Source organism: Ruegeria sp. CDSC002, assembly GCF_059610905.1.
Window position 1 is genome coordinate 235,756 of sequence record NZ_JBXWOM010000005.1, and the last position, 26,555, is coordinate 262,310.

Below are 26,555 nucleotides of genomic sequence, written 5' to 3' on the forward strand. Positions count from 1 at the left end.
CTCCTCAAAATCGGGTGGCGGCGTAAGGCGACAATGATATTGGTGGGTCTTGCCCATCGACCAGCGCCCCGACGAGTTCCGCAGTTCCCGCAGATTGGGTCAGGCCCAAATGCCCGTGCCCGAATGCGTAAACGACATCCGCCGATTTACGAGACGGGCCGATCACCGGAATGCTGTCCGGCAACGATGGACGATACCCCATCCATTGCGTGCCACTTTCGGTTTTTAGTCCAGGCAGGAACGCCGCCGCCTTTTCCAACAAAATATCGGCGCGCTTGTAGTTTGGCGGTAAGGTTAACCCGCCCAGTTCGACGGCCCCCCCTACACGCACGCCACCATTTATTTTGCTGGCAACAAAGCCGTGGCGCGAGAATGTTAGGTGCATACGCAAATCAAATGCGCCTTCCGGCAAAGTCGTATTGTATCCACGCTCGGTTTCCAGTGGAATGCGATCGCCCAATGTTTGCACGATGTGATGAGACCAAGCACCTGCGGCAACCACCACCTTGCTCGCTTCGATTGTTCCGTCCGCGCATGCGACCCGCACACCATTTTCCTGCGGTGACAGGGTTCGGATATCTTTCCGTTCAATCCGACCGCCGCGACCCTGAAAGACCTCAGCAAGGTGTTCGACCCATCGTTTTGGATCAACAGTGTTCAGCCAGTTCGGCGTAAATCCGGCATGGGTGAACCGAGGGCTGAGTCCCGGCTGCATCTCGGCAATTGCGGCCGGGCTTTCAATCAGTTCAAATTCGATCCCGTGTTCGCGCCGCAATTTCCATGTCGGCAAACTGGCGCGATATTCAGCCTCGCTTTCATACAACTGCATCTGCCCATCGCGTTGCAGCAAGTGCTCGCCATCGACGGTAGATATCAGTTGATCAAGCGCAGTTTTGGAAAACGCCATCAAACTGGCTTGTGCACCAAGCAAGTTTTCATAGCGGTCCGGTCGGCTGGCGCGCCAAAACCGGTACATCCACGGCGCAATTTTCAAGGCGTAGGCCGGCGGGATAGATAGTGGGCCCAACGGATCCAACAACCACTTCGGTGCTTTGCGCATGATGCCGGGCGTGGCCAGTGGTTCGACCTCAGAAAAGGCAAACGCCCCGGCGTTACCGGCTGATGTTTCAGCCGCGATGCCCTTGCGATCCAAGACAAGCACGGAATGGCCCCGTCGTTGCAGTTCGAGCGCGGTCGTAATCCCAATTACTCCGGCGCCGATGACAACGACTTGTAAGGTCATGTTTCGATCCCGGCTCTGAAAGGATCGTTATCGTTGAACAACAACGTCGCTTCGGCCATGACGAATGCTTGTCCGGTGATCGAGGGGATAACACCCCCGTTTAGCCCGGGCTGGTAGGACAGCCGATAGGAACTGCCAATCACGCTTTGCTGGATGATCTCCTGACTCGGCGCTAAGCGCCCGTCCGCCGCCAGACAGGCCAGTCGGGCCGAGCTGCCCGTTCCGCACGGTGAGCGGTCATAATTGTCATCGGGGCACAGAACGAAATTGCGACTGTAAACTGACGGATCTGGTGAATCATCTTGAAAGATAACGTGGTCAATTGGTTCGCCTTTTTCGCCGCCAACCCCGCGCGTGATCGAAGCCTCTCGGATGGCGACCGTCATATCCGTCAGTTGGCGAATATTGGCAGGCTCGACCGGGATCGGGCTGGGATCAACGATGAAGAACCAGTTGCCGCCATATGCAACGTCGCCTGTGACATGGCCATAGCCCGCGACATCCAGTGTAACGGCCTGATGAATTCTGCGGCTTTCAATGTTGATCACGGTTGCGGTGTTTGCATCGTGCAACTTGACCGTCACCACCCCGGCAGGCGTTTCGATCCGGTGTTGGCCCACGTCGATTCGTCCCAGATGAGCCAATGTGACCGCCAGACCGATGGTTCCGTGCCCACACATGCCCAAAACGGCATCGACATCGAAATAGATCACACCAGTCACGCATGTCGGATCAACCGGCTCGACCAGTAACGCAGCGACCATGGCTGGCTGGCCGCGCGGCTCTAACATGACAGAGCGATAGAACGCCTCATGCTCTGTCGCCAGCCGCTGTGCTCGTTCCGCCAACGGCCCAGAGCCTAGATCGGGCGCGCCATCCAGTATGACACGCGTCGGTTCGCCGCCTGTGTGACTGTCGATCACGTGCATTCAGCGATCACCCCACCCTGTTTCGACCAATCGGCATACCAAATCTGGAACAGATCATATTGCTGTTCGCAATAGTTACGTTGTGCATCCGTCAACTCATCCGTTTCGTTAAAGTGCAATCGGTATTCCTGTTCCCCGTTCAGGACCAACAAGTGCTTGTAATACAGCACCAGATCCGGGCCTTCGTCAAAGCTGGAAAGTACTTGAATCGCCTCGGTCAGTTCCAGTGCGCGCTTGCGGGCCTCAGCATGGCCTTGCGCCGCTTTTTTGGATAAAGCAGCCAGCAACAGCGCTTCGCGCGGCAAGGCTGTGCCAATCCCGGTGATCGACCCGGTTGCGCCGCAGTTTACGAAACCGTGGAAGACCTCGGTATCAACACCCACCATCAGGGTTACCTGATCGTCCTGACTGGTAATGTTCTCGGCCGCATATCGCAGGTCGTCTTTGCCGCCGAATTCCTTGAAGCCAATCAGATTTGAATGTTCTGTGCGCAGAGCAAAGAACAGGTCAGCCCGCGTAGCAAAGCCATAATACGGGCTGTTGTAGATGATCGCCGGAACATCGGGGGCGGCTGACAAAATCGCTTTGAAGTGGTTCCTCTGCGCGGCAGGTGAACTGCCGCGAGACAGAACGCGTGGAATGACCATCAGGCCAACGGCGCCTACCTTTTGTGCATGGGCTGCATGGGCCACGGCGGATTTGGTGTTGATGGCTCCGGTCCCGACCACAACGGGCAAACCCGCGTCGACCAAACGCTCGACACCTTCCATCCGCTGTGCATCGGTCAACAAGGGCCAATCCCCCATCGAGCCGCAGTAAACCACCGCGGACATACCCGCGTCGATCATCTGCTTTCCTTTGTGCACCAACGCATCAAAGTCAGGCGTCCGGTCGGGTTTGCATGGTGTCATCAGAGCGGGCATCGTGCCGGTGAACACATTGGTCGACATTGGTAAATTCCTCGATGGCTGGGCGGTTACACACGCTTTTAGAATCGCCATAACGGATATTGGATACAAAATCCAGAAAAATTGAAAACGCGCCGGATCGATGATCGGGCGCGCTCAAATTACAAAATGGATTTTTCAGCGAAGGCGGTGACCTGTTTCGGGATCGAACAGCATCACGCGTTCCGGTCGCACTGACAGCCCGATGCGTTCACCCTGTTTGCTGCGCTGATCTTCTCGTTCCTCGACAATCAGCTTATCGCCATTGGGCGTCAGCAGATACGTATAGCTGACACCGCCAAGCGCTTCGGTCAGATCAACCGTGCAAGTATCGCCTGCCCGATCCACTGCGATGTGTTCCGGACGTATGCCAAGGGTCACTTTACTCATCCCTGCCGGTACGTTTACAGGCACATCCAGCGGTTCGCTGAGAGCCGGGTGCGAAACCTTTCCATCGACGATGTCGCAATCAAGGAAATTCATGGCTGGTGACCCGATAAACCCCGCTACAAACCGATTGTCTGGGTCCCGATACAAATCCATCGGCGCGCCGACCTGTTCGATCCGGCCATCACGCAGCACAACGATCTTGTCGGCCATAGTCATCGCCTCGACCTGATCGTGAGTTACATAAATCATGGTCGCGCCAATTTCATTGTGCAGCCGCGCAATTTCAACCCGCATTTCGACCCGCAATTCAGCATCAAGGTTGGACAAGGGCTCGTCGAACAAAAACACTTCGGGCCCCCGCACGATGGCACGCCCGATGGCGACCCGCTGGCGTTGACCGCCAGACAGGGCTTTGGGTTTGCGCTTAAGGTATTGATCCAACTTGAGGATGTTCGAAGCGTCTTGCACTTTCTTGTTGATCTCGGACTTTTCCACGCCATTCATGCGCAAGCCAAAACCCATATTCTCAGCCACAGTCATGTGTGGATAAAGGGCGTAGGTCTGGAACACCATGGCCACGCCACGCTTGGCCGGGTCCATATGGGTCACTTCGCGGGCACCTATATGGATTTGCCCTTCGGTTGTTTCCTCAAGGCCCGCGATCATCCGCAGCAAAGTGGATTTACCACAGCCCGACGGGCCAACGAAGACACAGAACTCTCCATCTTCGATTTCCAGATCAATGCCGTGAATAACCTGCGTCTCGCCATACCGCTTGATCGCCTGGTTCAGAGTCACACCTGTCATGTTGCTTGCATCCTGTCTGTGTCGGCGCTTGGGCGGGTCTCGGGGAACCGCCAGGCCTGTGCTTCGGCTCCGATTTGTTCGGCCACACGGCGAACACGGGGAACCCAGGTTTCCAATTGGTCGAAATTCATCCGTTCGGTCGATCCGGTCACGGAAATCGCCCCCAACATCCGCCCGCCCGAGGTGAGGATAGGACAGGCAATGCAGATGATGCCGGGCTCATGCTCTTCGTCATCGACGGCATAGCCACGGTTGCGGATCAGGTCGAGATCGGCACGCAACGCCGCCTCCGAGGTCAGTGTCTTGTCGGTAAAGCGGTGGTAGCTTTGCTGAGACACGGCGCGGTCCAGCGCGGCCTCATCCAAAAACGCCATCATGGCCTTACCGACGCCAGTGCAATAGGCCGGGCCGACCTTGCCAGCCTGCGAATACATCTCAATCGGCTGGGCCGCATTGCGTTTATCCACGTACAGCACCTGATTTGAATCAAGCTGTGCCAAATGCACCGTTTCCCCGGTTTCCCGGCTCAATGCATCCAGAAAAGGTCGCGCAATTGGCGCGAGCGAGCTTTGTGTCCACGCTGCATGAGCCAGCCGAACCAATCGCAAACCAGGCGTATATGTCTGTCGGTCCGGATCATACGACAGCATTCCCTGATTGGTCAGCGTTTGCAGGAACCGATACAGGGTCGCCTTGGGGAAATTGCTGCTTTCCAACAGCTCTGCGAATCGAACCGGGCGCGCGAATGCAGCCACCTGATCCAGCACATCACATGCTTTTCCTATTGTTCCGTCACCAGCCACGGATGCCTGTTCTCCTCCAATTAACCCATCGCAATCGGCACGAGGGTCTTGACAAGACTAACCGAGTTGATGTGTAGTTTTCAATATATAAAACACAGTTTCACTATTTGGAACTGAAAAAGTATAAAATGGAAGCTAAGGGAGGAAACCATGCATTCCATGTACAAGCGCACTGCCGCCGCTTTGGCAGCCAGTGTCGCACTTGCCGCACCTGTCGCCGCCGAACTGACCGGCGAGCTGCGAATCTTTCTCGATACCTCCAACCCGGCGCCACGCGCGACGATGGAGGCAATGATCGACCGTTTTGCGGAACAGCATCCGGGACTGGAGATCGAAACCACAGTAATCGACCGCGAGGCGTACAAGACCCAGATCCGCAACTTCCTGACTGCGGATACGCCGGACGTGGCGACGTGGTATGCGGCGAACCGCATGAAGCCCTACGTCGAGGCGGGCCTGTTCGAAGATGTATCGGATTTATGGGCCGAACCTGAAATCGCCGAAAATCTGGCATCGACCAAAGGTGCGATGACCATCGACGGCAAGCAGTGGGGTGTACCCTACACCTACTATCAGTGGGGTGTTTACTATCGCAAAGACATCTTTGACGAGCTGGGCCTGACCGAGCCAACGACTTGGGAAGAAGAGCTGGCGAACTGCCAGAAGATCGTCGATTCCGGTCGCGCCTGCTATACGATCGGCACCAAGTTCCTATGGACCGCTGGCGGCTGGTTCGACTACCTGAACATGCGCACCAACGGGTTTGACTTCCACAACCAGCTTGCCAATGGCGAAATCAGCTGGGAAGACGACCGGGTCAAGCAGACGTTCGCTAACTGGAAACAGCTGATCGACATGGGCGCGTTCGTCGACAACCATCAGACGTACAGCTGGCAAGAGGCCCTGCCCTTCATGGTGAACGGCGAAGCCGCCGCGTACCTGATGGGTAACTTTGCTGTTGCTCCGCTGCGCGAAGCGGGACTGACCGACGACCAATTGGACTTCTATCAGTTCGTTTCTATCAACCCGGATGTCGAACTGGCGGAAGATGCGCCAACTGATACGTTCCACATCCCGGCCAACGCATCGAATAAAGAAGCCGCGCGTGAGTTCCTGCGCTTTGCCGTTTCCGCGGATGAGCAAACTCAGATCAACAACGGCGCAAACCTGGGTCAGCTGCCTGTGAACGCCCAATCGTCTGTTGATGAAGACAAGTTCCTGCAGCAAGGCTTTGAGATGCTGTCGGCCAACAGCCCCGGTGGCGTCGCCCAGTTCTGGGATCGTGACGCACCCGCGGAAATGGCGAAGGTGTCGATGGAAGGGTTCCAGGAGTTCATGGTCAAGCCGGACAATGCTGACCGTATCCTGTCCAAACTGGAACGCGCACGTCAGCGTATCTACGAAAACTAAACCGGTTGGGCCGGGCTTTTGCCCGGCCTGCACCACTTCGTGCGTAAGGCGGGTGCATACCCGGCTTACTCCTTTGATCCAAAACCGAGTGAGCGCATGTCAGCCGTCGATGTCCCTGAACAAGAAAGCTGGTTCCACAGAAATCAACAGCGCATAGCGCCCTGGCTATTTTTGGCCCCGGGTCTGCTGTTCTTCATGGTCTATGTGATCATTCCAGTGTTCCAATCGTTCAACTTGTCCTTGTACGAATGGGATGGGCTTGGCGCTGCGGAATATGTGGGTTTTCGCAACTACGAAGACCTGTATTGGGAATTGGCCGACCGCGACGCGTTTTACATATCGCTGAAGAACAACCTGATCTGGTTGATCATGTACCTGCTGGCAATCCCAGCTGGTCTGTTCATTGCTCTGTTCCTGAATCAAACCGTCTGGGGCATTCGGCTCTATAAGTCACTGTTTTTCTTCCCCTTTGTCATCTCTCAGGTCGTCGTCGGACTCGTTTTCACGTGGTTCTATGATCCGACTTTCGGCCTGTTGAACGAATTCCTAGGCTTCTTCGGCTTCGGCCCGCTGAATGTTCTAGGGGATGAGCGTTTCGTCACCTACGGCATCATCTTTGCCGGACTCTGGCCGCAAACAGCCTACTGCATGATCCTGTATCTCACTGGCCTGAACGCTGTGGATCCTGAACAGATCGAGGCCGGACGTCTAGACGGTGCAAAAGGCGGGCGGATGCTGTGGCACATCATCCTGCCTCAACTACGCCCAGCCACCTTCATTGCTTTCGTTGTCACCATCATCGGCGCGCTTCGGTCATTCGACTTGATCTCGATCATGACCCAGGGTGGCCCGTTCGGTTCGTCCCGTGTGCTTGCCTATTACATGTTCGAAGTCGCGCTGTCAGAATACGGCTTCCGCATGGGATATGGCGCCGCCATCGCGGTGATCCTGTTCCTGATCATGCTGTGCTTCATCGCCTATTTCCTGTGGTCGATGTACCGCGAAGAAAGGGGGCATTAAGATGTTTCCCAAACCCATCGAAAAACAACCCCGCGGGGCTCAGATCACCTACCAGGCGATGCTGCCCCTGGCACTGCTGCTGTGGCTCGGCCCCCTGTTGGCGGTAGCGCTGTTCTCGGTCAAGCCGGCAGCCGACTTTACCAACGCAAACTACTGGGGGATGCCGTCCAGCTTTGAGGGTGCCTACAACTATGGGCAGGTATTCTTCAACTCGGACATGCCACGCTATTTGCTGAACTCGTTCATGATCACCATTCCAACAGTGATCGGTGCCGTTGCGCTTAGTTGCATGACCGGGTTTGCACTGGGGATCTATAAATTCCGCTCAAACATCTGGATCTTTTTCATGTTTGTTGCGGGCAACTTCGTCCCGTTTCAGATTCTAATGGTTCCGGTGCGCGACCTGACGTTGGAGTTGGGTCTCTACAACACCAAAACCGGCCTCGTCTTGTTCCACATTGCTTTCCAAACAGGCTTTTGCACGTTGTTCATGCGCAACTTTATCCGCGCCCTGCCCTTCGAACTGATCGAGGCGGCTCGCGTTGAAGGCATCAGTGAATGGCGCATTTTCTGGTACGTGGTCCTACCGCTGATGAAACCGGCGATCGCGGCCCTCAGTGTGTTGATTTTCACCTTCATCTGGAACGACTACTTCTGGGCTGTTGTCCTGACACAGGGTGCGGAAAGCCAACCCGTGACAGCAGGTATAACCAGTTTTAACGCCCAATTTCGGGCGGCCTATCAACTAATGAGTGCCGGTTCCATCGTCGCGGCTCTGCCGCCGGTGGCCATGTTCTTCCTCATGCAGAAACACTTCATCGCGGGTTTGACCCTCGGTGCCGTAAAATAACGTCAAACCAAAGGTTTGCCACATGACCAAGATCACCTTTATCGGGGCAGGCTCCACGATCTTCATGCAGAATATCGTGGGCGACGCCCTGCTGACACCTGCACTGGCCGACAGCCATTTTGCGCTGATGGACATCGATCCCGTGCGCCTTGCCGAAAGCGAGGCCGTCGCCAGGGCGATGATCCGCTCTGTCGGAACAGGGGCATCTGTCTCAAAGCATACCGACCGGCGCGCCGCGCTTGAAGGCGCCGATTTCGTCATCACCGCCTTCCAGGTCGGCGGCTACAAACCCTGCACGGTGACGGATTTCGAGATCCCCAAACAATACGGCCTGCGCCAGACCATCGCTGACACCCTGGGCGTCGGCGGCATCATGCGAGGCCTGCGCACGGTTCCTGTGTTGTGGGACGTTGCACGAGACATGATGCAGCTCTGCCCAAACGCAACGCTGCTGCAATACGTGAACCCGATGGCGATCAACACATGGGCCCTGGCAGAACGTTTCCCGGCGCTGAAACATGTCGGCCTGTGTCACTCTGTCCAAAACACCGTTGAAGAACTTGCTCACGATCTGGACCTGCCCAAGGACGAGTTCCGCTACAAGGTGGCAGGCGTGAACCACGTGGCCTTTTTCCTGAGGCTAGAGCATGACGGGCGCGACCTCTACCCGGCATTGCGGCAAGGGTATGCCGGCGAGCAAATTCCCAAACCACCGCTTTTGATGCCACGTTGCCCCAACAAGGTGCGGTATGAGGTGATGGAACATCTGGGCTATTTCTGCACGGAAAGTTCAGAACACTTGGCGGAATACGTTCCATGGTTCATCAAAGATGGCCGCCAGGACCTGATTGAGCAGTTCAGCATCCCTCTGGATGAATACCCAACCCGTTGCGAGGAACAGATCGCCAGTTGGAAAGAACAGGCAAAGACCCTGACTGACGGGCGTGATATTGAAGTGATCCGAAGCCATGAGTTCGCCGCTGACCTGATGAATGCGATCGTGACTGATACGCCCTACGTGGCGTATGGGAACCTGCCCAATACTGGACAGATCCCTCAACTCCCCCTTGGCGCGGCTGTCGAAACACCTTGCCTTGTCGACACTAACGGTGTCCAACCTTCGGTCGTAACAGATATTCCGCCCCAGCTGATCGCGCTGATGCGCAGCCAGATCAACGTGCAGGAACTGACTGTGCGGGCATTGGTTGAGCAGAACCCAGAATACATTTACCACGCCGCTATGATGGACCCGCATACGGCCGCTGAACTGGACCTGCGTCAGATCCGCAGCTTGGTTAGTGACCTGTTGGTGGCACATGCCGATTGGTTGCCAGATTGGTGCAAACCCGCCAAGGCGGCCTGATCCCAATTTTAGAAGGCTGAAAAACAATGACAAAAAAACGCCGCTCTCAGCATTGGTATGGCAAGCTGGACAAGGATGGCTTTATCCACAGATCTTGGATGAAGAACCAAGGCTTTCCTGATCACGCGTTCGATGGTCGCCCGATCATCGGTATCTGCAACACCTGGTCGGAACTCACGCCCTGCAACTCGGGCCTGCGTGATTTGGCTGAAGGCGTCAAACGTGGCGTTTGGGAGGCCGGAGGATTTCCGGTCGAATTCCCGGTGATGTCACTGGGTGAAACCCAGATGAAGCCAACTGCCATGCTGTTCCGCAACCTGCTGGCGATGGATGTCGAGGAATCTATTCGCGCCTATGGCATCGACGGCGTGGTGTTGCTGGGTGGGTGTGACAAGACCACGCCGGGGCAGCTGATGGGTGCGGCGTCAGTCGATCTGCCCTCGATCGTAGTCAGCTCTGGCCCGATGCTGAACGGAAAATACCGAGGCAAGGACATTGGATCCGGAACAGATGTCTGGAAATTTTCCGAGGCCGTTCGTGCCGGCGAGATGACCTTGAAGGATTTCATGAACGCCGAATCCGGTATGTCACGCAGCGCAGGTGTTTGCATGACCATGGGTACGGCCTCAACCATGGCGTCTTTGGTGGAAGCGATGGGTATGTCCCTGCCCACCAACGCCGCCCTGCCGGCAGTTGATGCCCGCCGTATGGCGCTGGCACACCTGACGGGTAAACGGATTGTCGAGATGGTGGACGAAGATCTTAAGCCGTCGGACATCCTGACCAAGGAAGCGTTCGAAAATGCCATTCTGGCCAATGCGGCCGTTGGCGGCTCGACCAATGCAGTAGTGCATTTACTCGCGCTGGCGGGCCGCGTGGGCGTAGACCTGACGCTGAAAGATTTTGAAATCGGGTCGGAAATCCCACTACTGGTGAACTGCATGCCCTCAGGGAAATACCTGATGGAGGATTTCTGCTACGCGGGCGGTGTGCCGGTGGTTCTGAACGAGTTGAAACCCTTCCTGCGCCCCGCAAAAACCGTTCTGAACAAAGATATCTCGGCGCATTTTGAAGGGGCAGAATGCTTTAACCCCGACGTTATCCGCCCCTTCGACGATCCGGTGAAACCCGCCGCTGGTCTGCGCGTGCTGCGCGGTAACCTCGCGCCCAACGGGGCCATTGTGAAACCCTCGGCCGCGACGGATGCGCTACTGGAAACAGAAGCCGAGGCCTACGTTTTTGAGAGCATCGAAGACTTGAAAGCAAATATTGACCGGGATGATCTGCCAGTAACGTCTGAAACCATTCTGGTCCTGAAGGGTTGCGGCCCAAAGGGCTATCCCGGCATGCCCGAAGTCGGCAACATGCCGATCCCGGCCAAACTGGTGAAGGAAGGCGTCCGCGACATGATCCGCATATCCGACGCCCGCATGTCCGGCACCGCCTATGGCACCGTCATCCTGCATGTCAGCCCCGAGGCACAGGCAGGCGGTACGCTGGCACTCGTCAAAACCGGGGACCGTATCCGGGTTTCTGCCAGCAACGGGGAATTGGAGTTGCTTGTCGCCGCTGAGGAGTTGGAAACCCGCCGCGCCGCGTGGCAACCGGATGATCCGCACTACACGCGCGGTTATGCGAAACTCTATGTCGACCACGTGCTGCAAGCCGATCAGGGCGCGGACCTAGACTTCCTCGTCGGCAAAGACACCCGCCTTGTGACCAGAGAGAGCCACTGATGGACCATCCAGCCACTTTCCACGATCTAAACGGCGCCTCGGTCTATATTACCGGCGGCGGCTCTGGTGTAGGGGCCGCACTGACAGACGGTTTTTTGGCCCAGGGCGCAAACGTTGCCTTTATCGGCCGCTCGGACGCCAGCGCATTCGTTGAGGAAATGCGGGACAAACATGGTCGCGCGCCGCTGTTCATGCAGGGCGACATGACGGATACCGAACTGCTGCACGCCACAATGCAAAAGGCTGCCGAGGCACATGGACCTTTGGATGTGTTGGTCAACAACGCCGCTAACGACAAGCGTCACTCGCTTGAGGAAACCACCGCCGAGTTCTGGGACTGGATGATTGAGGTGAACCTCAAGGCCTACTACTTCGCCTGTCAGGAGGCTGCGCGCCAAATGACTGGCAAAGGGGGTTCAATCGTCAACTTCAGCTCGATCAGCTACATGATGGGGAATGCGGGGTACCCAATCTATACGACGTCGAATGCCGGGATCACCGGGATGACGCGATCTTTGGCACGCGAATTGGGGCCGCAAAAAATTCGTATCAATGCGCTGGCTCCCGGATGGGTTTTGACGCAAAAGCAACTTGACATGTGGGCCACGCCGGATGACCTGGCAGCGCATTTGGAGCGCCAGTGCCTGAAAGAACACCTGACGCCCGAAGACATGATCGCACCGACATTGTTCCTGGCCTCGGATGCCAGCCGCGCGATGACCGGACAGTGCATGGCCGTCGATGGCGGCGTTGTAGTAACGGGGTAAGGCCATGAATGCAGAGTGGATAGCCGTCGACTGGGGAACATCCCAACTGCGGGCCTGGGCCATGCAGGGCGACACCGTACTGGCGCAATCCCAGTCTGATCGGGGAATGGCCCGGCTGAGCAGAGATGCGTTTCAATCTGCCTTGCTTGACCTGATCGCCGACTGGCTGAGTCCTGAACCTGTCGACGTTGTGGCTTGCGGTATGGTCGGTGCGCGGCAAGGTTGGGTCGAAGCACCCTACTCGGCCGTCCCGTCAGCGCCGCTGCCGGATGCACCTATACGTGTACCGGGAACCGATGCGCGGATACGCGCATTCGTGGTGCCTGGTCTCAAACAGAACGCACCGCCAGACGTTATGCGCGGTGAGGAAACTCAAATATCTGGCTTTCTGGCAACCCGCCCGAACTGGGACGGGGTTATCTGCCTGCCCGGGACGCATTCAAAATGGGTTCAGATCAGCGCAGGAGAAGTCGTGAGCTTTCGAACGTTCATGACAGGTGAGATGTTTGAACTGCTCTCCGAGCAATCAGTGCTCAAGCATTCGGTCGGTGACGGCTGGGACGCCGACGCCTTCGCAGAAGCTACGGCAGACGCGTTGTCCAAACCCGAACAATTGGCTGCGCGTCTGTTCGGACTGCGAGCGGCGGATTTGTTGCACAATCAGGACAAGGAGACAGCCCGAGCCAAGTTATCCGGGCTTTTGATCGGGGCCGAGTTGGGCGCAACACGCCCTTACTGGTTGGGGCAGCAGCTGGCAATCATCGGCGCCGAAGGGATGTCCCAAATCTACGCACGTGCGCTGCAACTACAGGGCGCTTTCGTGGACACAGCTAACGCAACACAATGCACATTGGCAGGTCTGGCACAGGCCCGCAAACTAACGAGGCAAACCGCATGAGCCGCCCCATAATCGCCATTCTGCGTGGCTTGCAACCGGCAGAAGCCGTCAATGTAGGCCATGCTCTGATCGAATCCGGTATCGACAAGATCGAGGTGCCGTTGAATTCGCCTGACCCGCTGAACAGCATTGAATCGTTGGCCAGCTCATTCGGCGATCAAGCATTGATCGGCGCTGGCACGGTTCTGACCCCCAAGCAGGTAGAGGCCGTTTCGCAAGTTGGCGGAAAACTGATCGTTTCCCCGAATTATGACGCCGAGGTCATATTGCGCTCTGTCGCGCTTAACATGCAAAGCTGGCCGGGCGTCTATACCCCGACCGAGGCGTTTGCCGCGCTTAAGGCTGGCGCGACGGGATTGAAATTGTTCCCGGGTGTCACCGCCGGACCAAGTGGTTTGGCCGCACTGCGACCTGTATTGCCATCGGGTACTTTGGTCTATGCCGTTGGTGGCGCTGGACCTGAGAACTTCGCCGAATGGATCAAGGCTGGGGCAGACGGGTTTGGCATCGGATCGGCCCTGTTCAAACCGGGGATGTCCGTCGCGGAAATTGCCGGTCAGGCCAAGCGGATCGTCGCTGCCTATGACGAGGCTGCTGGATGACCTTTGTTTTTGATGATCGCCCTTGTGAGCTTGGCGAAGGACCCCTGTGGCATCCTGAACGCAAGCAACTGTACTGGTTTGACATCATCAACAAACGTTTGATGACGCAGACCGGGGTTGAGCAACACAGCTGGCAGTTTTCGGAACATGTCTCAGCAGCAGGTTGGGTTGACCGGGATACAATAGTGATGGCCTCGGAAACCGGTCTGTGGCGGTTTGGTTTGAACAGTGGTCAAAAAGACCTGATCGTCTCGCTTGAGGCGAACAACCCGGTCACCCGCTCCAATGACGGGCGCGCAGACCCGTGGGGCGGGTTCTGGATTGGGACGATGGGTAAAAACGCCGAACAAGAGGCGGGCGCGATCTATCGGTACTGGCAGGGCGAACTACGCCTGCTTGTGCCCGAGGTCACAATCTCGAACGCGATCTGTTTTTCCTCAGACAGTTCCTGCGTCTATTACACAGATACAGTCACACAACAGGTTAGGCGCTGCTCGCTGGAGCCTGAGACGGGGTGGCCCGAAGGCAATAGCACGGTGTTTCTCGATTTGCGCGCTGATGACCTTTTTCCCGATGGCGCTGTGGTCGACGCAGAAGGCAATATCTGGATCGCCCAATGGGGGGCAAACCGTGTCGCTTGCTATGACCCGAACGGGCGGTTTCGGCATGCCGTTTCGTTTCAGGCCGCACATACATCTTGTCCCGCCTTTGGCGGCGACGATCTGACAACGCTGTTTTGCACCACTGCCCGTCAGGGGTTGGACGCAGACACTGTTGAAACACAACCAACCAATGGCATGACCTTTGGCGCATTGGACGCGGGCACAGGCCAGGCAGAACACAGAGTCCTTCTATGAAACCAGAACTTGGTGTTTGCTATTACCCGGAACATTGGCCCGAGGCCATGTGGGCCGAAGACGCGGCTCGAATGGTTGAAACTGGCATAAGCTGGGTCCGGATCGGTGAGTTTGCCTGGAGCCGAATGGAGCCGGTTCCTGGCGATCTGCAGTTGGATTGGCTGGACCGTGCAATCGAAACGCTTGGGGCGGCTGGGCTCAAGGTTGTGCTGGGGACGCCCACTGCGACGCCTCCGCGGTGGATGCTTGAGAAACACCCAGACATGCTGGCAGTGGATGTTCTGGGGAATACACGAAAATTCGGCTCACGCAGGCATTATTGTTTTAGCCACCCGGGTTATGTCCAGGAATCCGTCCGCATTGCCCGGATCATGGGCGAGCGCTATGGACGAAACCCGCATATTGCGGCATGGCAAATCGACAATGAATATGGCTGTCACGATACGACCGTCAGCTACGGCCTCGCCGCTCTGCATGCCTTTCGGCATTGGCTAAAGGATCAATACGGCAGCATTGACGCACTAAACGAGGCATGGGGCAACATATTCTGGGCGATGGAGTATCGTGATTTCGACCAGATTGATCTGCCCAATATGACAGTGACCGAACCCAACCCGGCGCATGTTCTGGCGTTCCGGCGTTTCAGTTCGGATCAGGTCGTTGCGTATAACAAAGCCCAGGCAGATGTACTGCGCGCTTTGACCGATGCGCCTTTGTTGCACAACTATATGGGCCGAGTGCTGGATTTCGACCATTTCAAGGTTGGCGAAGATCTGGATATCGCCACATGGGACAGCTATCCAATCGGCTTCCTCTCTGACCGGCTTGAAGCGGATGAAACGCACAAAACCGCCTTTCTTCAGCAGGGCGACCCGGACATGCAGGCTTTTCATCATGACCTGTATCGCGCGGTCGGGCGTGGGCGTTGGTGGGTGATGGAGCAGCAACCCGGCCCGGTGAATTGGGCACCATACAATCCGGCGCCACTACCCGGAATGGTTAAGCTTTGGTCACTTGAGGCAGTGGCGCACGGGGCAGAGGTCGTCAGCTATTTCCGCTGGCGGCAGGCCCCGTTTGCACAAGAACAAATGCATGCGGGGTTGCTGACACCCAACAACCGCCCTGCCCCGGCCCTGACCGAGGCAAAGCAGACTTCGGACGCGTTGTCAGAAATAGGCAACGTTGTGCAAACACGGGCCCAGGTGGCCATCCTGTTCGACTACGCCTCGGATTGGGCTTGGTCGACACAGCCTCAGGGCGCGGGATTTGACTATTTTCGTCTGGTTTTCTCGGCGTATCGCGCCTTGCGGCGGGCGGGCTTGTCTGTGGACTTCGTGTCCTCAACCAACATTCCGCGTGTTGGCTACAAGTTCATCCTTGCTCCGGGGATAGCCACCGTGAGCGACAATTTGGAGCGTCAATTGGTGGAGGCCAGTGATCTGCTCATCCTGGGTCCACGAAGCGGGGCGATCACACATGATTTCCAGATTCCTCGGGCACGACCCGGTCTGAACGGTCTGAAATGCGACGTCGATTTGGTCGAGACACTGCCGCCTAACATCCGCCGTGGCGTTGAAGGCGGCGGCACGGCGCAACATTGGATCGACAGGGTTTCAGGGGCTGCCTCCAATTTGCTGACATTTGCAGATGGCACCCCTGCGCTTTTGGGTGAAAACTGTCTTTGGTATCTGGCAGGTTTCCCGGATGACACATTGTGGGACCGGGTCGTTGAAATGGCCGCGCGCAAAACCGAGGTTACCCTATATCCGATGCCCAAAGGGTTTCGCCGTCGCGAGACGGCCACGCATGTTTTCCTAATAAACTACAATGCGCAACCGGTCGCATGGAACGGTGACGTCGTTGACGCATGTGACGTTGCTATCACACAGAAAGATGCGCCCGAAGAGGAATAACCTCTCCGGGCGCTCGTTTTGGATTTAGCTTCAAAACCTACTGGTCAGTCTGCAGGCTGTTGGGGTCGAACACGCCCCCAAAGCCACCGTTGTTTGAAGGCGGAGTTTCAGTATCTGAACTCTCCTCTTCGGCGTCCCCACCAAGAGTATTCGGCGCGAAGACATTGCCAAAACCACTGTTGTTGGATGGTTTCGGTGTGGATTGCTGCGCACCACCTTGTTCGGCTTCTTCGGCCTCGCGCTTCTTACGCTGTTCTTCGCGCTGCTTGCGCAGCTCTTGAATGCGTTGTTCGGCTTCCAAGCGTTTCTGCTCTTTCACATTGGCGATGCATTGGCCGGGGTTGTAGGCCGTTGCGGTGCCAACGACAGTGATCGTCGCAACCGCAAACACAACCAGCAAGACAGCCGCCATGTTGCCAGCAAAGAAGCTGGGCAGCTTAATCTTGCCGGCCAGCTCCTCAACTGTGGCGCTCTTGCGGGCTGCGGCCACCAGTTCCTGACGCTTCAGCTTGGCTTCGTTCAACAAGGCAAAGAACACTGTCAACGCCACGATGATGAAGGCCAGAGCCGAAATGGCGGGTGTAATGCCGTAGCGCACCTTTTGGGCCAGTTCGATCGTAAGCGTCGGGTATTCACCAAAGGTGAAAGTGGTCGTGTTGTAGTTCTCGAACGAAGCGAGGAATGCCAGCACAGCAGCCGACGCGATCGCAGGACGCATGAAGGGCAACAGGATCTTGCGGAAAGCCTGAGCATGCGTTGCACCAAGGTCCAACGCCGCTTCGGTCAATGCCACATCGTAACGCTGCAGACGCGCCACCAGAACCAGCATGCAATAGCTTGCGATAAAGGTGGATTGGCCGATTACCGTCAGGAAGATACCGTTAGACAGGAAGCTATCTGCACCCAGTCCCAGCATCCGATTTATCCGATCCCAGAACACCAAAGTCGAGATGCCAAGAACAACACCCGGGATCAAGATCGGAGCGATGATGATCGTATAGTAGGTCGCCCGTAACTTAGGCCAGATCTGGGTCAGCATCAGCGCACCGGCCAGACCCATCGCCACCGACAGAACAACCGTTCCGGCGCCAATGATCAGCGAGTTCTTTATGCCGTTCAGGATACGCTGATCCTGAAACAGCTCGCCGAACCACTGGAAGGTCAGACACTCCCACGGCGTCATGCGCGGGAAGGCCGAGGAATTGAAGGCTGTGACCGACATGATTACCAGCGGGCCCAGCAGGTACAGGAAGAAGATGACCAGATAGACCCAGATGCTTACACGAAGGAAGGAATTGTTCATTTCCCGATATCCCCCATGTTCACCTTGAACAGGCGCATCATCGCCAGCACGAACAGGATACAGGTCACCAGAAGAACGATGGCGTAAGCAGCACCTTGCGGCCAGTCATTGTTGTCATTGAATTGCTGGTAAATCAGCTGCGTGAACCACAGACTGGACGGTCCGCCCAGGATTTGCGGCGCGGCCAGCGCACCGGCGCTTAGCATGAACACCATGGTACAGCCCGAGCTGATGCCCGGTTTGGCGTAAGGAATGACCACACGCCAGTGAATTCGCCACCATGGCGCACCAAGATCACGCGCAGCCTCGATCTGGTTTTTGTCCAGACTTTCGATCACGTTGTACATTGGGAAGATCATCAGCAGGATGTAGGCATAACCCAGACCGGCATAGAGCGCGATGTCATTGCGAATAAAGTCAAACGGCGTATCCCAGATGCCCAGCCCCACGAACAGGGTATTCAAAACACCGGTCTCACCAAAGATAATCCGCAGGGCAAAGGCGCGCAAAATCTCGTTGATCCAGTATGGGATGATCAGCATGATCGCGAAGATGCGAATGTGGTTGCCCTTGGACTGGCCCAGATAATAGGCAATCGGATAGCAGAGGATCAGGTTGAAGATCGTCACACAGACTGCGGCCAGCAATGTGCGAAAAAAGACCCTCAGGTCGACTGCATTATAGGACTGACTACCGCCTTCGGGGCCATAGATCAGGTACTTGTAGTTCTCCAGCGTATAGACGTCCTTAGGCCCGCCAATCTCGGGCGGTGGCAGATTCGGACGGAAGGAGAAATCCAGCATCGACAGCTGGGGCAGAATGATCAGGCCAATGGTCCAGAACAGGACAAGACCCAATATTGCGGCGCCCATGCCGATGCCGTTTCGGTTAAAGAATTCTTTCAGGAAGCCTGGCATAGTCGGGCCCCTTATTCCGCGGCCAATTCACCCGCCGGAACCAGAACCGCATTGCGGGTCTCATATTCCAACGTGATGTTTTGGCCTGTGTGGTCATCGAAGGATTGGCCGAGGTTTGGCAAGGACACCTTGATCTCTTTACCGCCGTCACCTTCGGTGAAGATGTTGAAGACGTTACCTTCGAATTCTTCGTGGTTCACCCGCGCGGTGACAAAGTGATCGCCTGACGCACCATCGGAGGCGATCGCAAAAGCCTCGGGGCGAATGAACATCATGGCGTCATCACCCACTGCCAGCTTTCCTTGGTTGGCGGTCGAGATGCGTGCAACCAATTCACCAGACCGGTTCGTTGAAATCAGCGCTTCGTTCCCCATCATCTGTTTAATTTTGCCGCGGAACACGTTGTTTTCACCTACGAAAGAGGCCGCGAATGCAGTGTTAGGATCATTGTAGATGGTCTTGCCATCGGCGATTTGATCGATCACACCTGCCCGCATGACCGCGATATTGTCTGACATGGTCAGGGCTTCGCCCTGGTCGTGGGTGATATAGATGAAGGTGATGCCGACGCGTTTTTGAATCTCACGCAGCTCGGTGCGCATATGCTGGCGCAATTTGAGGTCGAGCGCGGACAACGGTTCATCCAGCAACAGTACATCCGGTTCCGCACATAGCGCGCGAGCGATGGCAACCCGTTGGCGCTGACCACCGGACAGCTCGCTTGGCAGTTTGTCACCCTGGTCGGGCAGCGCGATCATGTCCAGCAGCTCATCGGCACGTTTTCGGCGCTCTTTGGCGCTTGCGCCGCTGATCTCCAATGAGAAGGTGATATTTTCCCACACTTTCATCAGCGGGAACAACGCGAGGTTCTGAAAAATCAAGGCGGTCGGGCGTTTGTTCGGGCCGATGCCCCGCATATCCTTGCCACCGATCAGAACTTTGCCTTCGCTTGGTTCCAGAAAGCCCGAAACGGCCCGCAGGATCGTTGTTTTGCCGCACCCCGAGGGACCGAGAAACGAAAAGAAATCGCCCCCGTTGATGTTCACGTTTGCATCCCTCACGGCAACAAAATCACCGAAACGGATCCACAGGTTCTCAAGATCTACACCGACCCCTGCACTCATTTTTGGTATCTCCGTCAGGTACGGTCCGTGACCGCACCGAAATAGCGTCCGTCACGCCGTTGTGGCATGCGGGTTGATAGCCCTCCGCACAGTGGCGGAGGGCACCTTGTCAAAGCAATCAGGCGCTTTTGAACTTGTTGACGAACTCGGTCCGAGTTTCGGCATACCACGGAGCCTCAGCAGGCCATGGGTTCAGGTTTGCCAGTGAGTCGCCCGGATAGGCCTCGGCGAAGTTCTTCTTGTAGGTGTCGCCCGCATATTGGTCGGCACCCAGAACTGGCGAGTTGTAGCCGTGGCTATCGATGGCGACACCAGCAGGCTTGGCCTGATAGGCAAAATCGATGAAGGCATAAACCTGGTCGATGTTCTGCGCACCAGTCGGCATCGACAAACCGTCGACCCATGCCATCGCACCTTCGACCGGAGCCTGATAGTGCACCGGCTCACCAGCTGATTTCAGCGCCAGCGGCGGACCATCCCAAGTCTGGCCGACAATAACGCCTTCGTTCAACAGGCCGTTTTTCTGGGTGTCAGCGTCGTTCCAGATCAGCTTGATCCGGTTCTTCCGCTCGACGCACCAGTCGGTGATCTGACCCCAGACCTTGCGCATGGTGTCTTCGTCGCCGTACGCGGCCCAGACAGAGCCAGGCTCCATCTCACCAGAGGCTTCCATGTACAGACCCGCACCCAGCATCATCGAATGCGCGCGGCCCATGGTCTTGCCTGCGTTTGCTTCGGACCAGACGTCCCCATAGGACGGGGCGTCTCCTTCGGGCAGCCACAGGTCGGTGCGGTAGGCAATACCTTCTGTACCCCAGATATGCGGCAGCCAGTGCACTCCGCTGTCACCAAAGTTCCAAGCGTCGGTGCCGATCTGCGCCATCGCAGGGTTCACCAGATCAATCGGAACCTTGTTCATGTCGAAGGGCTGCAACAGTTCCAGCGGCCCCCACTGCAGCGAGCGGTTGTTCGTCGGCGATACGATGTCAAAGCCTTGGCCTTTGGTGGCCTTCATCTTGTTGATGATTTCTTCGTTCGACCCGATACCGGTATAGTTCACCTTGATTCCGGTCAGAGTTTCAAACTCTTGCAGGAATGCGGGCGGCAGATAGTCCGACCACATCAAAATGTTGATTTCACCCGAAGATGCCAGCGCGCTTTTGCTGTAAAGCGGTGCTGCCAGTGCTGCTGCGCCCGCGCCTTTCAGGACCGAGCGTCTGGAAACGGTTTTCCGTTCAGCCATATTTTAGTTCTCCCGTTATTGGACTGTGTTGTTTTGTTATTATGGTTGCCACGCTAGAACTTTGCGGGGGCATTGTCAGGCCAAAAGTGACGGATTGGCAATTTCGTATGTCCAGATTGCGATTTAATCTAGCAAATATGGCTAGTTAACCCCTGGGTCCGCAGTCACATATTGAGACCGAAGCAGCCTATTTCTGCAACGTTTCTTAAGAAATTAACACAGCTGCCCGTCCGGTCCGGGACCAGATTTTGGGCCGCAATCCAATTGGGGAAAAGCGGGTTCTGTCATGCCAGACCGAAAGAAATCACGCCAAAAACAGTCGTAAACTGCATGCTTTTGGCAACGCACACAGATCCCGGGACTTGCTGCCGCGGGGCCCAGACAACGTTCCAAGCTGTATGAAAAGGGGCATTCGCGTACTGCATAGCACCCTTCGATCCATCAGGTATGGGTTACAGTTATTTTCTCATAGACAGACCTTGGTGAAAAAGGTGAACCTTGCCCGGATCTGCCGAAACGGCAACCGTTTGACCCCGCATGTTTTTTTGGACGCCCGGCAGTTTTGCGATTGTGGCGTCCTCCCCGTCTTTTGCCGCAAAATACAACAGCGTGACCTCGCCAAGGGCTTCGGTAAAGTCCACAATCCCTTCCATAATCGGATTGCTTTCAACGGGATGAAAGTCTTCGGGACGCACTCCGATATTCACCTGTTTACGCTCGTCAGCTGCATCGGTTGGGATGCTGGTCACCGCGGTCCCACCACCATCCAGTTTTACGACGGTGCGCTCACCAGTCTGCGTGATGACCCCCGGCAAAAGGTTCATTGCAGGTGAGCCAATAAATTGCGCGACAAACTCATTGTCAGGCGTTTCATACAGTTCGAGAGGGGTGCCAACCTGTGCGATCCCCTTGTTGGCCAAGACGACAATCCGGGTGGCCAATGTCATCGCCTCGACCTGATCGTGGGTGACATAGACCATCGTGCTGTCGGGCATCGCCTCTTTCAGGCGTGCGATTTCGATGCGAGTCGCGACGCGAAGCGCCGCATCAAGATTGGAAAGAGGCTCATCAAACAGATAGACTTTGGGGTCGCGCACGATCGCCCGGCCGATTGCAACCCGTTGCCGCTGACCACCGGAAAGGGCCTTAGGAAGTCGGTCCAGAAACGGTTCCAACTGTAGGATACGAGCTGCGCGGTCAACTGCTGCGTCGACCTCGTCCGATGGCATTTTGGCAATTTTCAATGCAAAGGCCATATTCTCGCGCACTGTCATGTGCGGATACAGGGCATAGCTTTGGAAAACCATCGCAATGCCCCGTTGCGCGGGCGGTACGTCGTTCATCACCTGACCTTCGATCTCAAGCGTTCCGCCCGAAATCTTCTCTAGTCCCGCAATCATACGCAGCAACGTAGATTTTCCACAGCCAGAGGGCCCGACAAAAACGATCAGTTCACCGCGTTCGATGTCCAAGTTGATGTTTTTGAGCACATCGACGTTGCCATAGGTCTTTGCCACATCCGTGAGATTGAGTTCCGACATGGCTTACTCCTTTTCGCGCATCATCAAACAGAATTGAGCCGCGTCGAGGGTGATTGTCCCCGCCCCTTCGACGCCGCCCAACTCTTGCCCGATTGCCTGCCAGTTACCGTCGGGCAGTGTGATTTCCGCGCTGTCAGATCCCAGATTGAATACGCAGAATATCTGTTGGACATTGTCCTCACGCAGGAAGGCAAGGATCGGTCCAGACTGTGCCATCTCGCGCTGTTGGCCAGTCATCAATGCGGAATGCGCGTGGCGCAGCGCAATGGCACGGCGATAATGTTGCAGCATGGAGTTTGGGTCTTGCTCTAACCTGTCTACTGCACGCTCGGCCTGCGTTTGGCTGACGGGCAGCCAGGGGGCACCAGTACTGAAACCCGACTGTTCGTCCTGCGCTGCCCATACCATCGGGGTACGACAACCATCACGGCCCTTGAACTCCGGCCAGAATTCTATGCCGTAAGGGTCCTGCAGATGTTCAAACGGTACGTCCGCCTCGGGCAGACCAAGCTCTTCTCCTTGATACAAGCACGCTGACCCACGCAGGCACATCATCAGCACCGCGTGCTGACGGATGGCCGCATCGTCCAGCGCCCACCGTGTCGCGTGGCGCTGAACATCGTGGTTCGAGAACGCCCAGCAAGGCCATGCATCGCCAGCCTTTTCTTCCAACTGATCAAACACCTGCTTGGCGTACGCGGCGGTTAAAGCGCGTTTTTCGAGAAACTCAAAAGCATAACACATATGCATGCGTTTATCGCCGCTGGTGTACTCGCCCATGATCTCAAGACCGCGCTGCGCGTCGCCAACCTCGCCCAAACAAGCGCGGCCTTCGTATTCGTCCGTTAGTGCACGCAACCGCTCGAGGAAGGCGATGTTTTCCGGCTGGCTTTTGGAATGAAGGTGATCCTGATGGTTATAGGGGTTCACCATCGGCGCGATCGAGGCATTTCGCTGATCCATCGGCAGGCCAGGGTTGTCGCGCAGTTGTTTGTCGTGGAAATAGAAGTTGATCGTGTCCAGACGGAAACCATCAACGCCCAAGTCCAGCCAGAACCGTGCAACATCCAGCAATGCATCCTGCACGTCCGGGCAATGGAAGTTCAGATCCGGCTGCGACGTCAGAAAGTTGTGCAGATAATATTGCAGGCGTCGGGAATCCCACTGCCATGCGGACCCACCAAAAATCGACAGCCAGTTGTTTGGCGGCGTGCCGTCGGGCTTGGGATCAGCCCAAACATACCAATCGGACTTGGCATTTTCGCGATTGGATCGGCTCTCCTTGAACCATAGGTGCTGATCCGACGTGTGCGACAACACGAGGTCGATCATCACCTTCAGCCCAACTGAATGCGCCTGATCCAGGAGATACTTAAAGTCCTCCATGCTGCCAAACATCGGATCAACATCACGGTAGTCGCTGACATCGTATCCAAAGTCCTTCATCGGCGATTTGAAGAATGGCGAGATCCAGATGGCATCGACGCCAAGCGAAGCGATGTAACCAAGCCTTTGGGTGATACCCCTGAGGTCTCCGATACCATCGCCGTTGCTGTCTTGAAAGCTGCGCGGATAGATCTGGTATATCACTCCGCCCCGCCACCAATCGGCGGACGCTTTGGTTGCTTTATGTAGTTCTACGGTGTTCTGCACGTTCATCAGACGCCTCTACTTGACGGACCCGGCCAACAGACCGCGGACCAGATATTTTTGCATTGCGAAGAAAACAATCAGCGGGACGATGATCGAAACAAAGGCCGCTGTGGCAAGGATTTCCCAATTCCCACCGCGCGTGCCTAAAAGCTCAACGATGCGGTTGGTCATGACAGTGGTCTGTCCGGATGCGTCGATCAGGAACACCTTGGCGACCAGCAAGTCATTCCACGTCCAGAGAAACTGGAAGATCGCAAAAGACGCCAACGCTGGAAAGCTGAGCGGCAAGATCAACTTGGTAAAGATCTGAAACTCGGTCGCGCCATCGACCCGCGCGTTTTCGATCAGATCGCGAGGCAGACCGGCCATGTAGTTACGCAAAAGATAAATCGCCAGCGGCAACCCGAACCCGGTATGCGCCATCCAAACCCCCAGATATCCTTTGCCAATCCCAATATTCAGATGGAATTTCAGCAACGGGATCAGGGCCAGTTGCAGCGGGACAACCAACAGACCAACGACAGCCGCAATAATCAAAGCGCGCCCGGGGAAATCCATCCAAGCCAGCGCGTAGGCTGCAAAAGCCGCCACGAGAATCGGAATGATCGTTGCCGGTATCGTCACGGTCAACGTGTTGAAAAATGCGCGTCCCATACTGTCGGTGCTGTCTTCTGCCAGAAGAACCTTGTGATAATTGTCTAAGGTAAACTCAGGCGGCAATTCTGCAGTTACAAAAACACGCGATCCGCGGCTGCCGGTGAACTCGTCCGGGTTCTCCATGCGGTAATTCCCTGCGGCATCTACGGTGATTGTGCCGCCCTTTCGCAGCTCAGCTGTTTCGCCGGGGGCAAAGGCATCAATCGCGCGAGAGCTGATCCCCCATTTTGAGATTGTCGCCTTCGTCCCTTCGTCAAACAGATTGCCTTCGATCACGTACAGCCCGTTTTTGAGTACCTGGGTATCCGGGGCAGCGCTGCGCAGTGTCAGGTTCTGCTCGGACGGAAACAGCGACCGCCACCAGCCGCTGGTTGCGATTTGATCCGCTGTCCGAAAAGACGAGATCAAAAGACCCAGAGTTGGCACAACCCACAGCACCACCAAAAAGAGGACCGAGGCATGGACGACCCAGCGAAGGGCGGGTTTGGTTCCTGCAATATCGCTCATGACCCTACTCCATCTCTTTCCGCGCGTTGCGCACATTCCAGACAAGGATTGGAGCCACTAAGAGCATGATCACCATGGCCGAAGCCGACCCGACGCCCCAGTCGTTGGCGCGGAACAGCTTGTCATACATGTAGTTGGCCAAGACCTGCGTTTCCCACTGGCCATTGGTCATTGCAAAAACGATGTCAAAGACCTTGAGGACGGTGATCGTAATCGTGGTCCAGACGACAAGGATAGTGGTTTTGATCTGCGGCACTTTGATCCGGAAAAATATCTGAAACGGATTAGCCCCATCCAGAATTGCGGCCTCAATCGTTTCCTCGGGGATTCCGCGCAGGGCGGCCGATAGGATAACCATGGCAAAACCGGTTTGGATCCAGATGAGGACAACCATCAGCAAAAAGCTGTTCCAGAACGGTATCGTCAACCAAGTCTGCGGCTCGGTCCCGCCAAAGAAAATATAGAGCGCATTGAGCATGCCAATCTGGTCTTGCTCAGCCGGACGAGTGTCATAGACCAGCTTCCAGATAACCGATGCGCCCACGAACGAGATCGCCATTGGCATAAAGATCAGCGACTTGGCGAGATTGCCCCAACGAATGCGGTCAGTCAGCTGTGCCACCAACAGGCCAAAGGCCGTCGACATTGCTGGCACAATGATCAGCCAGAACATGTTGTTGCGCATCGCTTCCCAAAACTTGGGCTCCTTGGCCATCTGGACATAGTTGTCCAGCCCGACCCATTTGTAGCCGCCGCCCGGGACACGATCAGTCAGTGACAGGCGCAGGGTTTCGACAACCGGATAGGCCAGATACAAGCCCAAAGCAGCCATCGCCGGGAACAGAAACAACCAAGGCCGGATCATGTTCGCGCGGTTGATATTGCGGCCAGCATTTGGCCCCCGAGGCGGGAAAAGAACTCTGTCCAGAAACTGATTGGATAGATAGAAATAGCCCACGCAACCTGACACGCCGATGGCGATGGTCAGCAGGCCTTGAAATGCCGGGTGCATGCCGCTCTCCCTTGCGACGATGGGTTCGGGCAACCCGACAGAGCGGGTTGCCCAATCTCAGAC

At 56.2% G+C, this 26,555-nt stretch carries 23 protein-coding genes; 10 read left to right on the top strand and 13 right to left on the bottom strand.

All coding sequences use genetic code 11. The annotated features are described in order from the left end of the window. Positions 1-4 precede the first annotated feature (4 nt). The 5 genes from AC2FJE_RS11425 to AC2FJE_RS11445 form a co-directional block, all read right to left on the bottom strand. On the bottom strand, positions 5-1,243 hold the full coding sequence (locus AC2FJE_RS11425; protein WP_496755878.1) for an NAD(P)/FAD-dependent oxidoreductase: 1,239 nt from the start codon (positions 1,241-1,243) through the stop codon (positions 5-7). Then, positions 1,240-2,172: a 4-hydroxyproline epimerase gene (locus tag AC2FJE_RS11430; RefSeq protein ID WP_496755876.1), complete on the bottom strand. Its 933-nt coding sequence runs from the start codon at positions 2,170-2,172 to the stop codon at positions 1,240-1,242. Before AC2FJE_RS11430 ends, AC2FJE_RS11425 begins: the two co-directional genes overlap by 4 nt. After that, a complete protein-coding gene (locus tag AC2FJE_RS11435; RefSeq protein ID WP_282119363.1) occupies positions 2,163-3,122 on the bottom strand; it encodes a dihydrodipicolinate synthase family protein in 960 nt (319 codons plus the stop codon). The genes AC2FJE_RS11430 and AC2FJE_RS11435 overlap by 10 nt, the downstream gene beginning before the upstream one ends. Before the next feature lie 135 nt (positions 3,123-3,257). Beyond that, positions 3,258-4,316 (bottom strand): ABC transporter ATP-binding protein, encoded by a 1,059-nt coding sequence (locus AC2FJE_RS11440; protein WP_496755871.1) that lies wholly within the window; start codon positions 4,314-4,316, stop codon positions 3,258-3,260. Further along, positions 4,313-5,119, bottom strand: a complete 807-nt coding sequence (locus AC2FJE_RS11445) for an IclR family transcriptional regulator (protein ID WP_496697944.1) — start codon at positions 5,117-5,119, stop codon at positions 4,313-4,315. Before AC2FJE_RS11445 ends, AC2FJE_RS11440 begins: the two co-directional genes overlap by 4 nt. 150 nt (positions 5,120-5,269) lie before the next feature. On the opposite strand from AC2FJE_RS11445, the gene AC2FJE_RS11450 reads away from it, so the two are divergent. The 10 genes from AC2FJE_RS11450 to AC2FJE_RS11495 all read left to right on the top strand — a co-directional run bounded on the left by AC2FJE_RS11450 (position 5,270) and on the right by AC2FJE_RS11495 (position 16,535). Next, positions 5,270-6,529, top strand: coding sequence for an ABC transporter substrate-binding protein (locus AC2FJE_RS11450; protein ID WP_058271992.1), 1,260 nt, complete (start codon positions 5,270-5,272; stop codon positions 6,527-6,529). Positions 6,530-6,625: 96 nt separating this feature from the next. Beyond that, positions 6,626-7,549 carry a carbohydrate ABC transporter permease gene (locus tag AC2FJE_RS11455; RefSeq protein WP_058271993.1) on the top strand — a complete coding sequence of 308 codons (924 nt, stop codon included), beginning with the start codon at positions 6,626-6,628 and terminating at the stop codon, positions 7,547-7,549. Between the two features lies 1 nt (position 7,550). After that, complete coding sequence (locus AC2FJE_RS11460) at positions 7,551-8,399, top strand: carbohydrate ABC transporter permease (protein WP_058271994.1); 849 nt, start codon at positions 7,551-7,553, stop codon at positions 8,397-8,399. A 22-nt stretch (positions 8,400-8,421) separates the two neighbouring features. Then, entirely contained in the window at positions 8,422-9,762 is a 1,341-nt protein-coding gene (locus AC2FJE_RS11465) for an alpha-glucosidase/alpha-galactosidase (RefSeq protein ID WP_496755868.1), read from the top strand. Between the two features lie 26 nt (positions 9,763-9,788). Further along, the gene (locus tag AC2FJE_RS11470; RefSeq protein ID WP_496755865.1) at positions 9,789-11,498 is read left to right on the top strand and encodes an IlvD/Edd family dehydratase; all 1,710 of its coding nucleotides are present in this window, start codon (positions 9,789-9,791) and stop codon (positions 11,496-11,498) included. Beyond that, positions 11,498-12,265: an SDR family NAD(P)-dependent oxidoreductase gene (locus tag AC2FJE_RS11475; protein WP_282119358.1), complete on the top strand. Its 768-nt coding sequence runs from the start codon at positions 11,498-11,500 to the stop codon at positions 12,263-12,265. The genes AC2FJE_RS11470 and AC2FJE_RS11475 overlap by 1 nt, the downstream gene beginning before the upstream one ends. Before the next feature lie 4 nt (positions 12,266-12,269). Next, positions 12,270-13,163, top strand: a complete 894-nt coding sequence (locus AC2FJE_RS11480; RefSeq protein WP_496755862.1) for a 2-dehydro-3-deoxygalactonokinase — start codon at positions 12,270-12,272, stop codon at positions 13,161-13,163. Further along, on the top strand, positions 13,160-13,765 hold the full coding sequence (locus tag AC2FJE_RS11485; protein ID WP_496755859.1) for a 2-dehydro-3-deoxy-6-phosphogalactonate aldolase: 606 nt from the start codon (positions 13,160-13,162) through the stop codon (positions 13,763-13,765). The genes AC2FJE_RS11480 and AC2FJE_RS11485 overlap by 4 nt, the downstream gene beginning before the upstream one ends. Continuing rightward, a complete protein-coding gene (locus tag AC2FJE_RS11490; RefSeq protein WP_496755857.1) occupies positions 13,762-14,622 on the top strand; it encodes an SMP-30/gluconolactonase/LRE family protein in 861 nt (286 codons plus the stop codon). The genes AC2FJE_RS11485 and AC2FJE_RS11490 overlap by 4 nt, the downstream gene beginning before the upstream one ends. Continuing rightward, entirely contained in the window at positions 14,619-16,535 is a 1,917-nt protein-coding gene (locus tag AC2FJE_RS11495) for a beta-galactosidase (protein ID WP_496755855.1), read from the top strand. The genes AC2FJE_RS11490 and AC2FJE_RS11495 overlap by 4 nt, the downstream gene beginning before the upstream one ends. Positions 16,536-16,572: 37 nt before the next feature. On the opposite strand, the gene AC2FJE_RS11500 is transcribed toward AC2FJE_RS11495, so the two are convergent. The 8 genes from AC2FJE_RS11500 to AC2FJE_RS11535 form a co-directional block, all read right to left on the bottom strand. Continuing rightward, the gene (locus tag AC2FJE_RS11500) at positions 16,573-17,838 is read right to left on the bottom strand and encodes an ABC transporter permease subunit (RefSeq protein WP_282119353.1); all 1,266 of its coding nucleotides are present in this window, start codon (positions 17,836-17,838) and stop codon (positions 16,573-16,575) included. After that, on the bottom strand, positions 17,835-18,755 hold the full coding sequence (locus tag AC2FJE_RS11505; protein WP_058272003.1) for an ABC transporter permease: 921 nt from the start codon (positions 18,753-18,755) through the stop codon (positions 17,835-17,837). The genes AC2FJE_RS11500 and AC2FJE_RS11505 overlap by 4 nt, the downstream gene beginning before the upstream one ends. Before the next feature lie 11 nt (positions 18,756-18,766). Then, a complete protein-coding gene (locus AC2FJE_RS11510) occupies positions 18,767-19,879 on the bottom strand; it encodes an ABC transporter ATP-binding protein (RefSeq protein WP_496755852.1) in 1,113 nt (370 codons plus the stop codon). 118 nt (positions 19,880-19,997) lie between these two features. After that, complete coding sequence (locus AC2FJE_RS11515; RefSeq protein WP_058276645.1) at positions 19,998-21,122, bottom strand: extracellular solute-binding protein; 1,125 nt, start codon at positions 21,120-21,122, stop codon at positions 19,998-20,000. A gap of 458 nt (positions 21,123-21,580) precedes the next feature. Then, the gene (locus AC2FJE_RS11520) at positions 21,581-22,663 is read right to left on the bottom strand and encodes an ABC transporter ATP-binding protein (protein WP_496755849.1); all 1,083 of its coding nucleotides are present in this window, start codon (positions 22,661-22,663) and stop codon (positions 21,581-21,583) included. Between the two features lie 3 nt (positions 22,664-22,666). Next, complete coding sequence (locus tag AC2FJE_RS11525; protein ID WP_496755847.1) at positions 22,667-24,322, bottom strand: alpha-glucosidase; 1,656 nt, start codon at positions 24,320-24,322, stop codon at positions 22,667-22,669. A 9-nt stretch (positions 24,323-24,331) separates the two neighbouring features. Further along, the gene (locus tag AC2FJE_RS11530; protein ID WP_282169572.1) at positions 24,332-25,480 is read right to left on the bottom strand and encodes a carbohydrate ABC transporter permease; all 1,149 of its coding nucleotides are present in this window, start codon (positions 25,478-25,480) and stop codon (positions 24,332-24,334) included. Positions 25,481-25,484: 4 nt separating this feature from the next. After that, positions 25,485-26,492, bottom strand: coding sequence for a carbohydrate ABC transporter permease (locus tag AC2FJE_RS11535; protein ID WP_496755844.1), 1,008 nt, complete (start codon positions 26,490-26,492; stop codon positions 25,485-25,487). Between the last annotated feature and the right edge of the window lie 63 nt (positions 26,493-26,555).

Coding starts and splice junctions, on each gene's coding strand:
- AC2FJE_RS11425 (WP_496755878.1), bottom strand. CDS start 1,243: ATGACCTTACAAGTCGTTGTCATCGGCGCCGGAGTAATTGGGATTACG.
- AC2FJE_RS11430 (WP_496755876.1), bottom strand. CDS start 2,172: ATGCACGTGATCGACAGTCACACAGGCGGCGAACCGACGCGTGTCATA.
- AC2FJE_RS11435 (WP_282119363.1), bottom strand. CDS start 3,122: ATGTCGACCAATGTGTTCACCGGCACGATGCCCGCTCTGATGACACCA.
- AC2FJE_RS11440 (WP_496755871.1), bottom strand. CDS start 4,316: ATGACAGGTGTGACTCTGAACCAGGCGATCAAGCGGTATGGCGAGACG.
- AC2FJE_RS11450 (WP_058271992.1), top strand. CDS start 5,270: ATGCATTCCATGTACAAGCGCACTGCCGCCGCTTTGGCAGCCAGTGTC.
- AC2FJE_RS11455 (WP_058271993.1), top strand. CDS start 6,626: ATGTCAGCCGTCGATGTCCCTGAACAAGAAAGCTGGTTCCACAGAAAT.
- AC2FJE_RS11460 (WP_058271994.1), top strand. CDS start 7,551: ATGTTTCCCAAACCCATCGAAAAACAACCCCGCGGGGCTCAGATCACC.
- AC2FJE_RS11465 (WP_496755868.1), top strand. CDS start 8,422: ATGACCAAGATCACCTTTATCGGGGCAGGCTCCACGATCTTCATGCAG.
- AC2FJE_RS11470 (WP_496755865.1), top strand. CDS start 9,789: ATGACAAAAAAACGCCGCTCTCAGCATTGGTATGGCAAGCTGGACAAG.
- AC2FJE_RS11475 (WP_282119358.1), top strand. CDS start 11,498: ATGGACCATCCAGCCACTTTCCACGATCTAAACGGCGCCTCGGTCTAT.
- AC2FJE_RS11480 (WP_496755862.1), top strand. CDS start 12,270: ATGAATGCAGAGTGGATAGCCGTCGACTGGGGAACATCCCAACTGCGG.
- AC2FJE_RS11485 (WP_496755859.1), top strand. CDS start 13,160: ATGAGCCGCCCCATAATCGCCATTCTGCGTGGCTTGCAACCGGCAGAA.
- AC2FJE_RS11490 (WP_496755857.1), top strand. CDS start 13,762: ATGACCTTTGTTTTTGATGATCGCCCTTGTGAGCTTGGCGAAGGACCC.
- AC2FJE_RS11495 (WP_496755855.1), top strand. CDS start 14,619: ATGAAACCAGAACTTGGTGTTTGCTATTACCCGGAACATTGGCCCGAG.
- AC2FJE_RS11500 (WP_282119353.1), bottom strand. CDS start 17,838: ATGAACAATTCCTTCCTTCGTGTAAGCATCTGGGTCTATCTGGTCATC.
- AC2FJE_RS11505 (WP_058272003.1), bottom strand. CDS start 18,755: ATGCCAGGCTTCCTGAAAGAATTCTTTAACCGAAACGGCATCGGCATG.
- AC2FJE_RS11510 (WP_496755852.1), bottom strand. CDS start 19,879: ATGAGTGCAGGGGTCGGTGTAGATCTTGAGAACCTGTGGATCCGTTTC.
- AC2FJE_RS11515 (WP_058276645.1), bottom strand. CDS start 21,122: ATGGCTGAACGGAAAACCGTTTCCAGACGCTCGGTCCTGAAAGGCGCG.
- AC2FJE_RS11520 (WP_496755849.1), bottom strand. CDS start 22,663: ATGTCGGAACTCAATCTCACGGATGTGGCAAAGACCTATGGCAACGTC.
- AC2FJE_RS11525 (WP_496755847.1), bottom strand. CDS start 24,322: ATGAACGTGCAGAACACCGTAGAACTACATAAAGCAACCAAAGCGTCC.
- AC2FJE_RS11530 (WP_282169572.1), bottom strand. CDS start 25,480: ATGAGCGATATTGCAGGAACCAAACCCGCCCTTCGCTGGGTCGTCCAT.
- AC2FJE_RS11535 (WP_496755844.1), bottom strand. CDS start 26,492: ATGCACCCGGCATTTCAAGGCCTGCTGACCATCGCCATCGGCGTGTCA.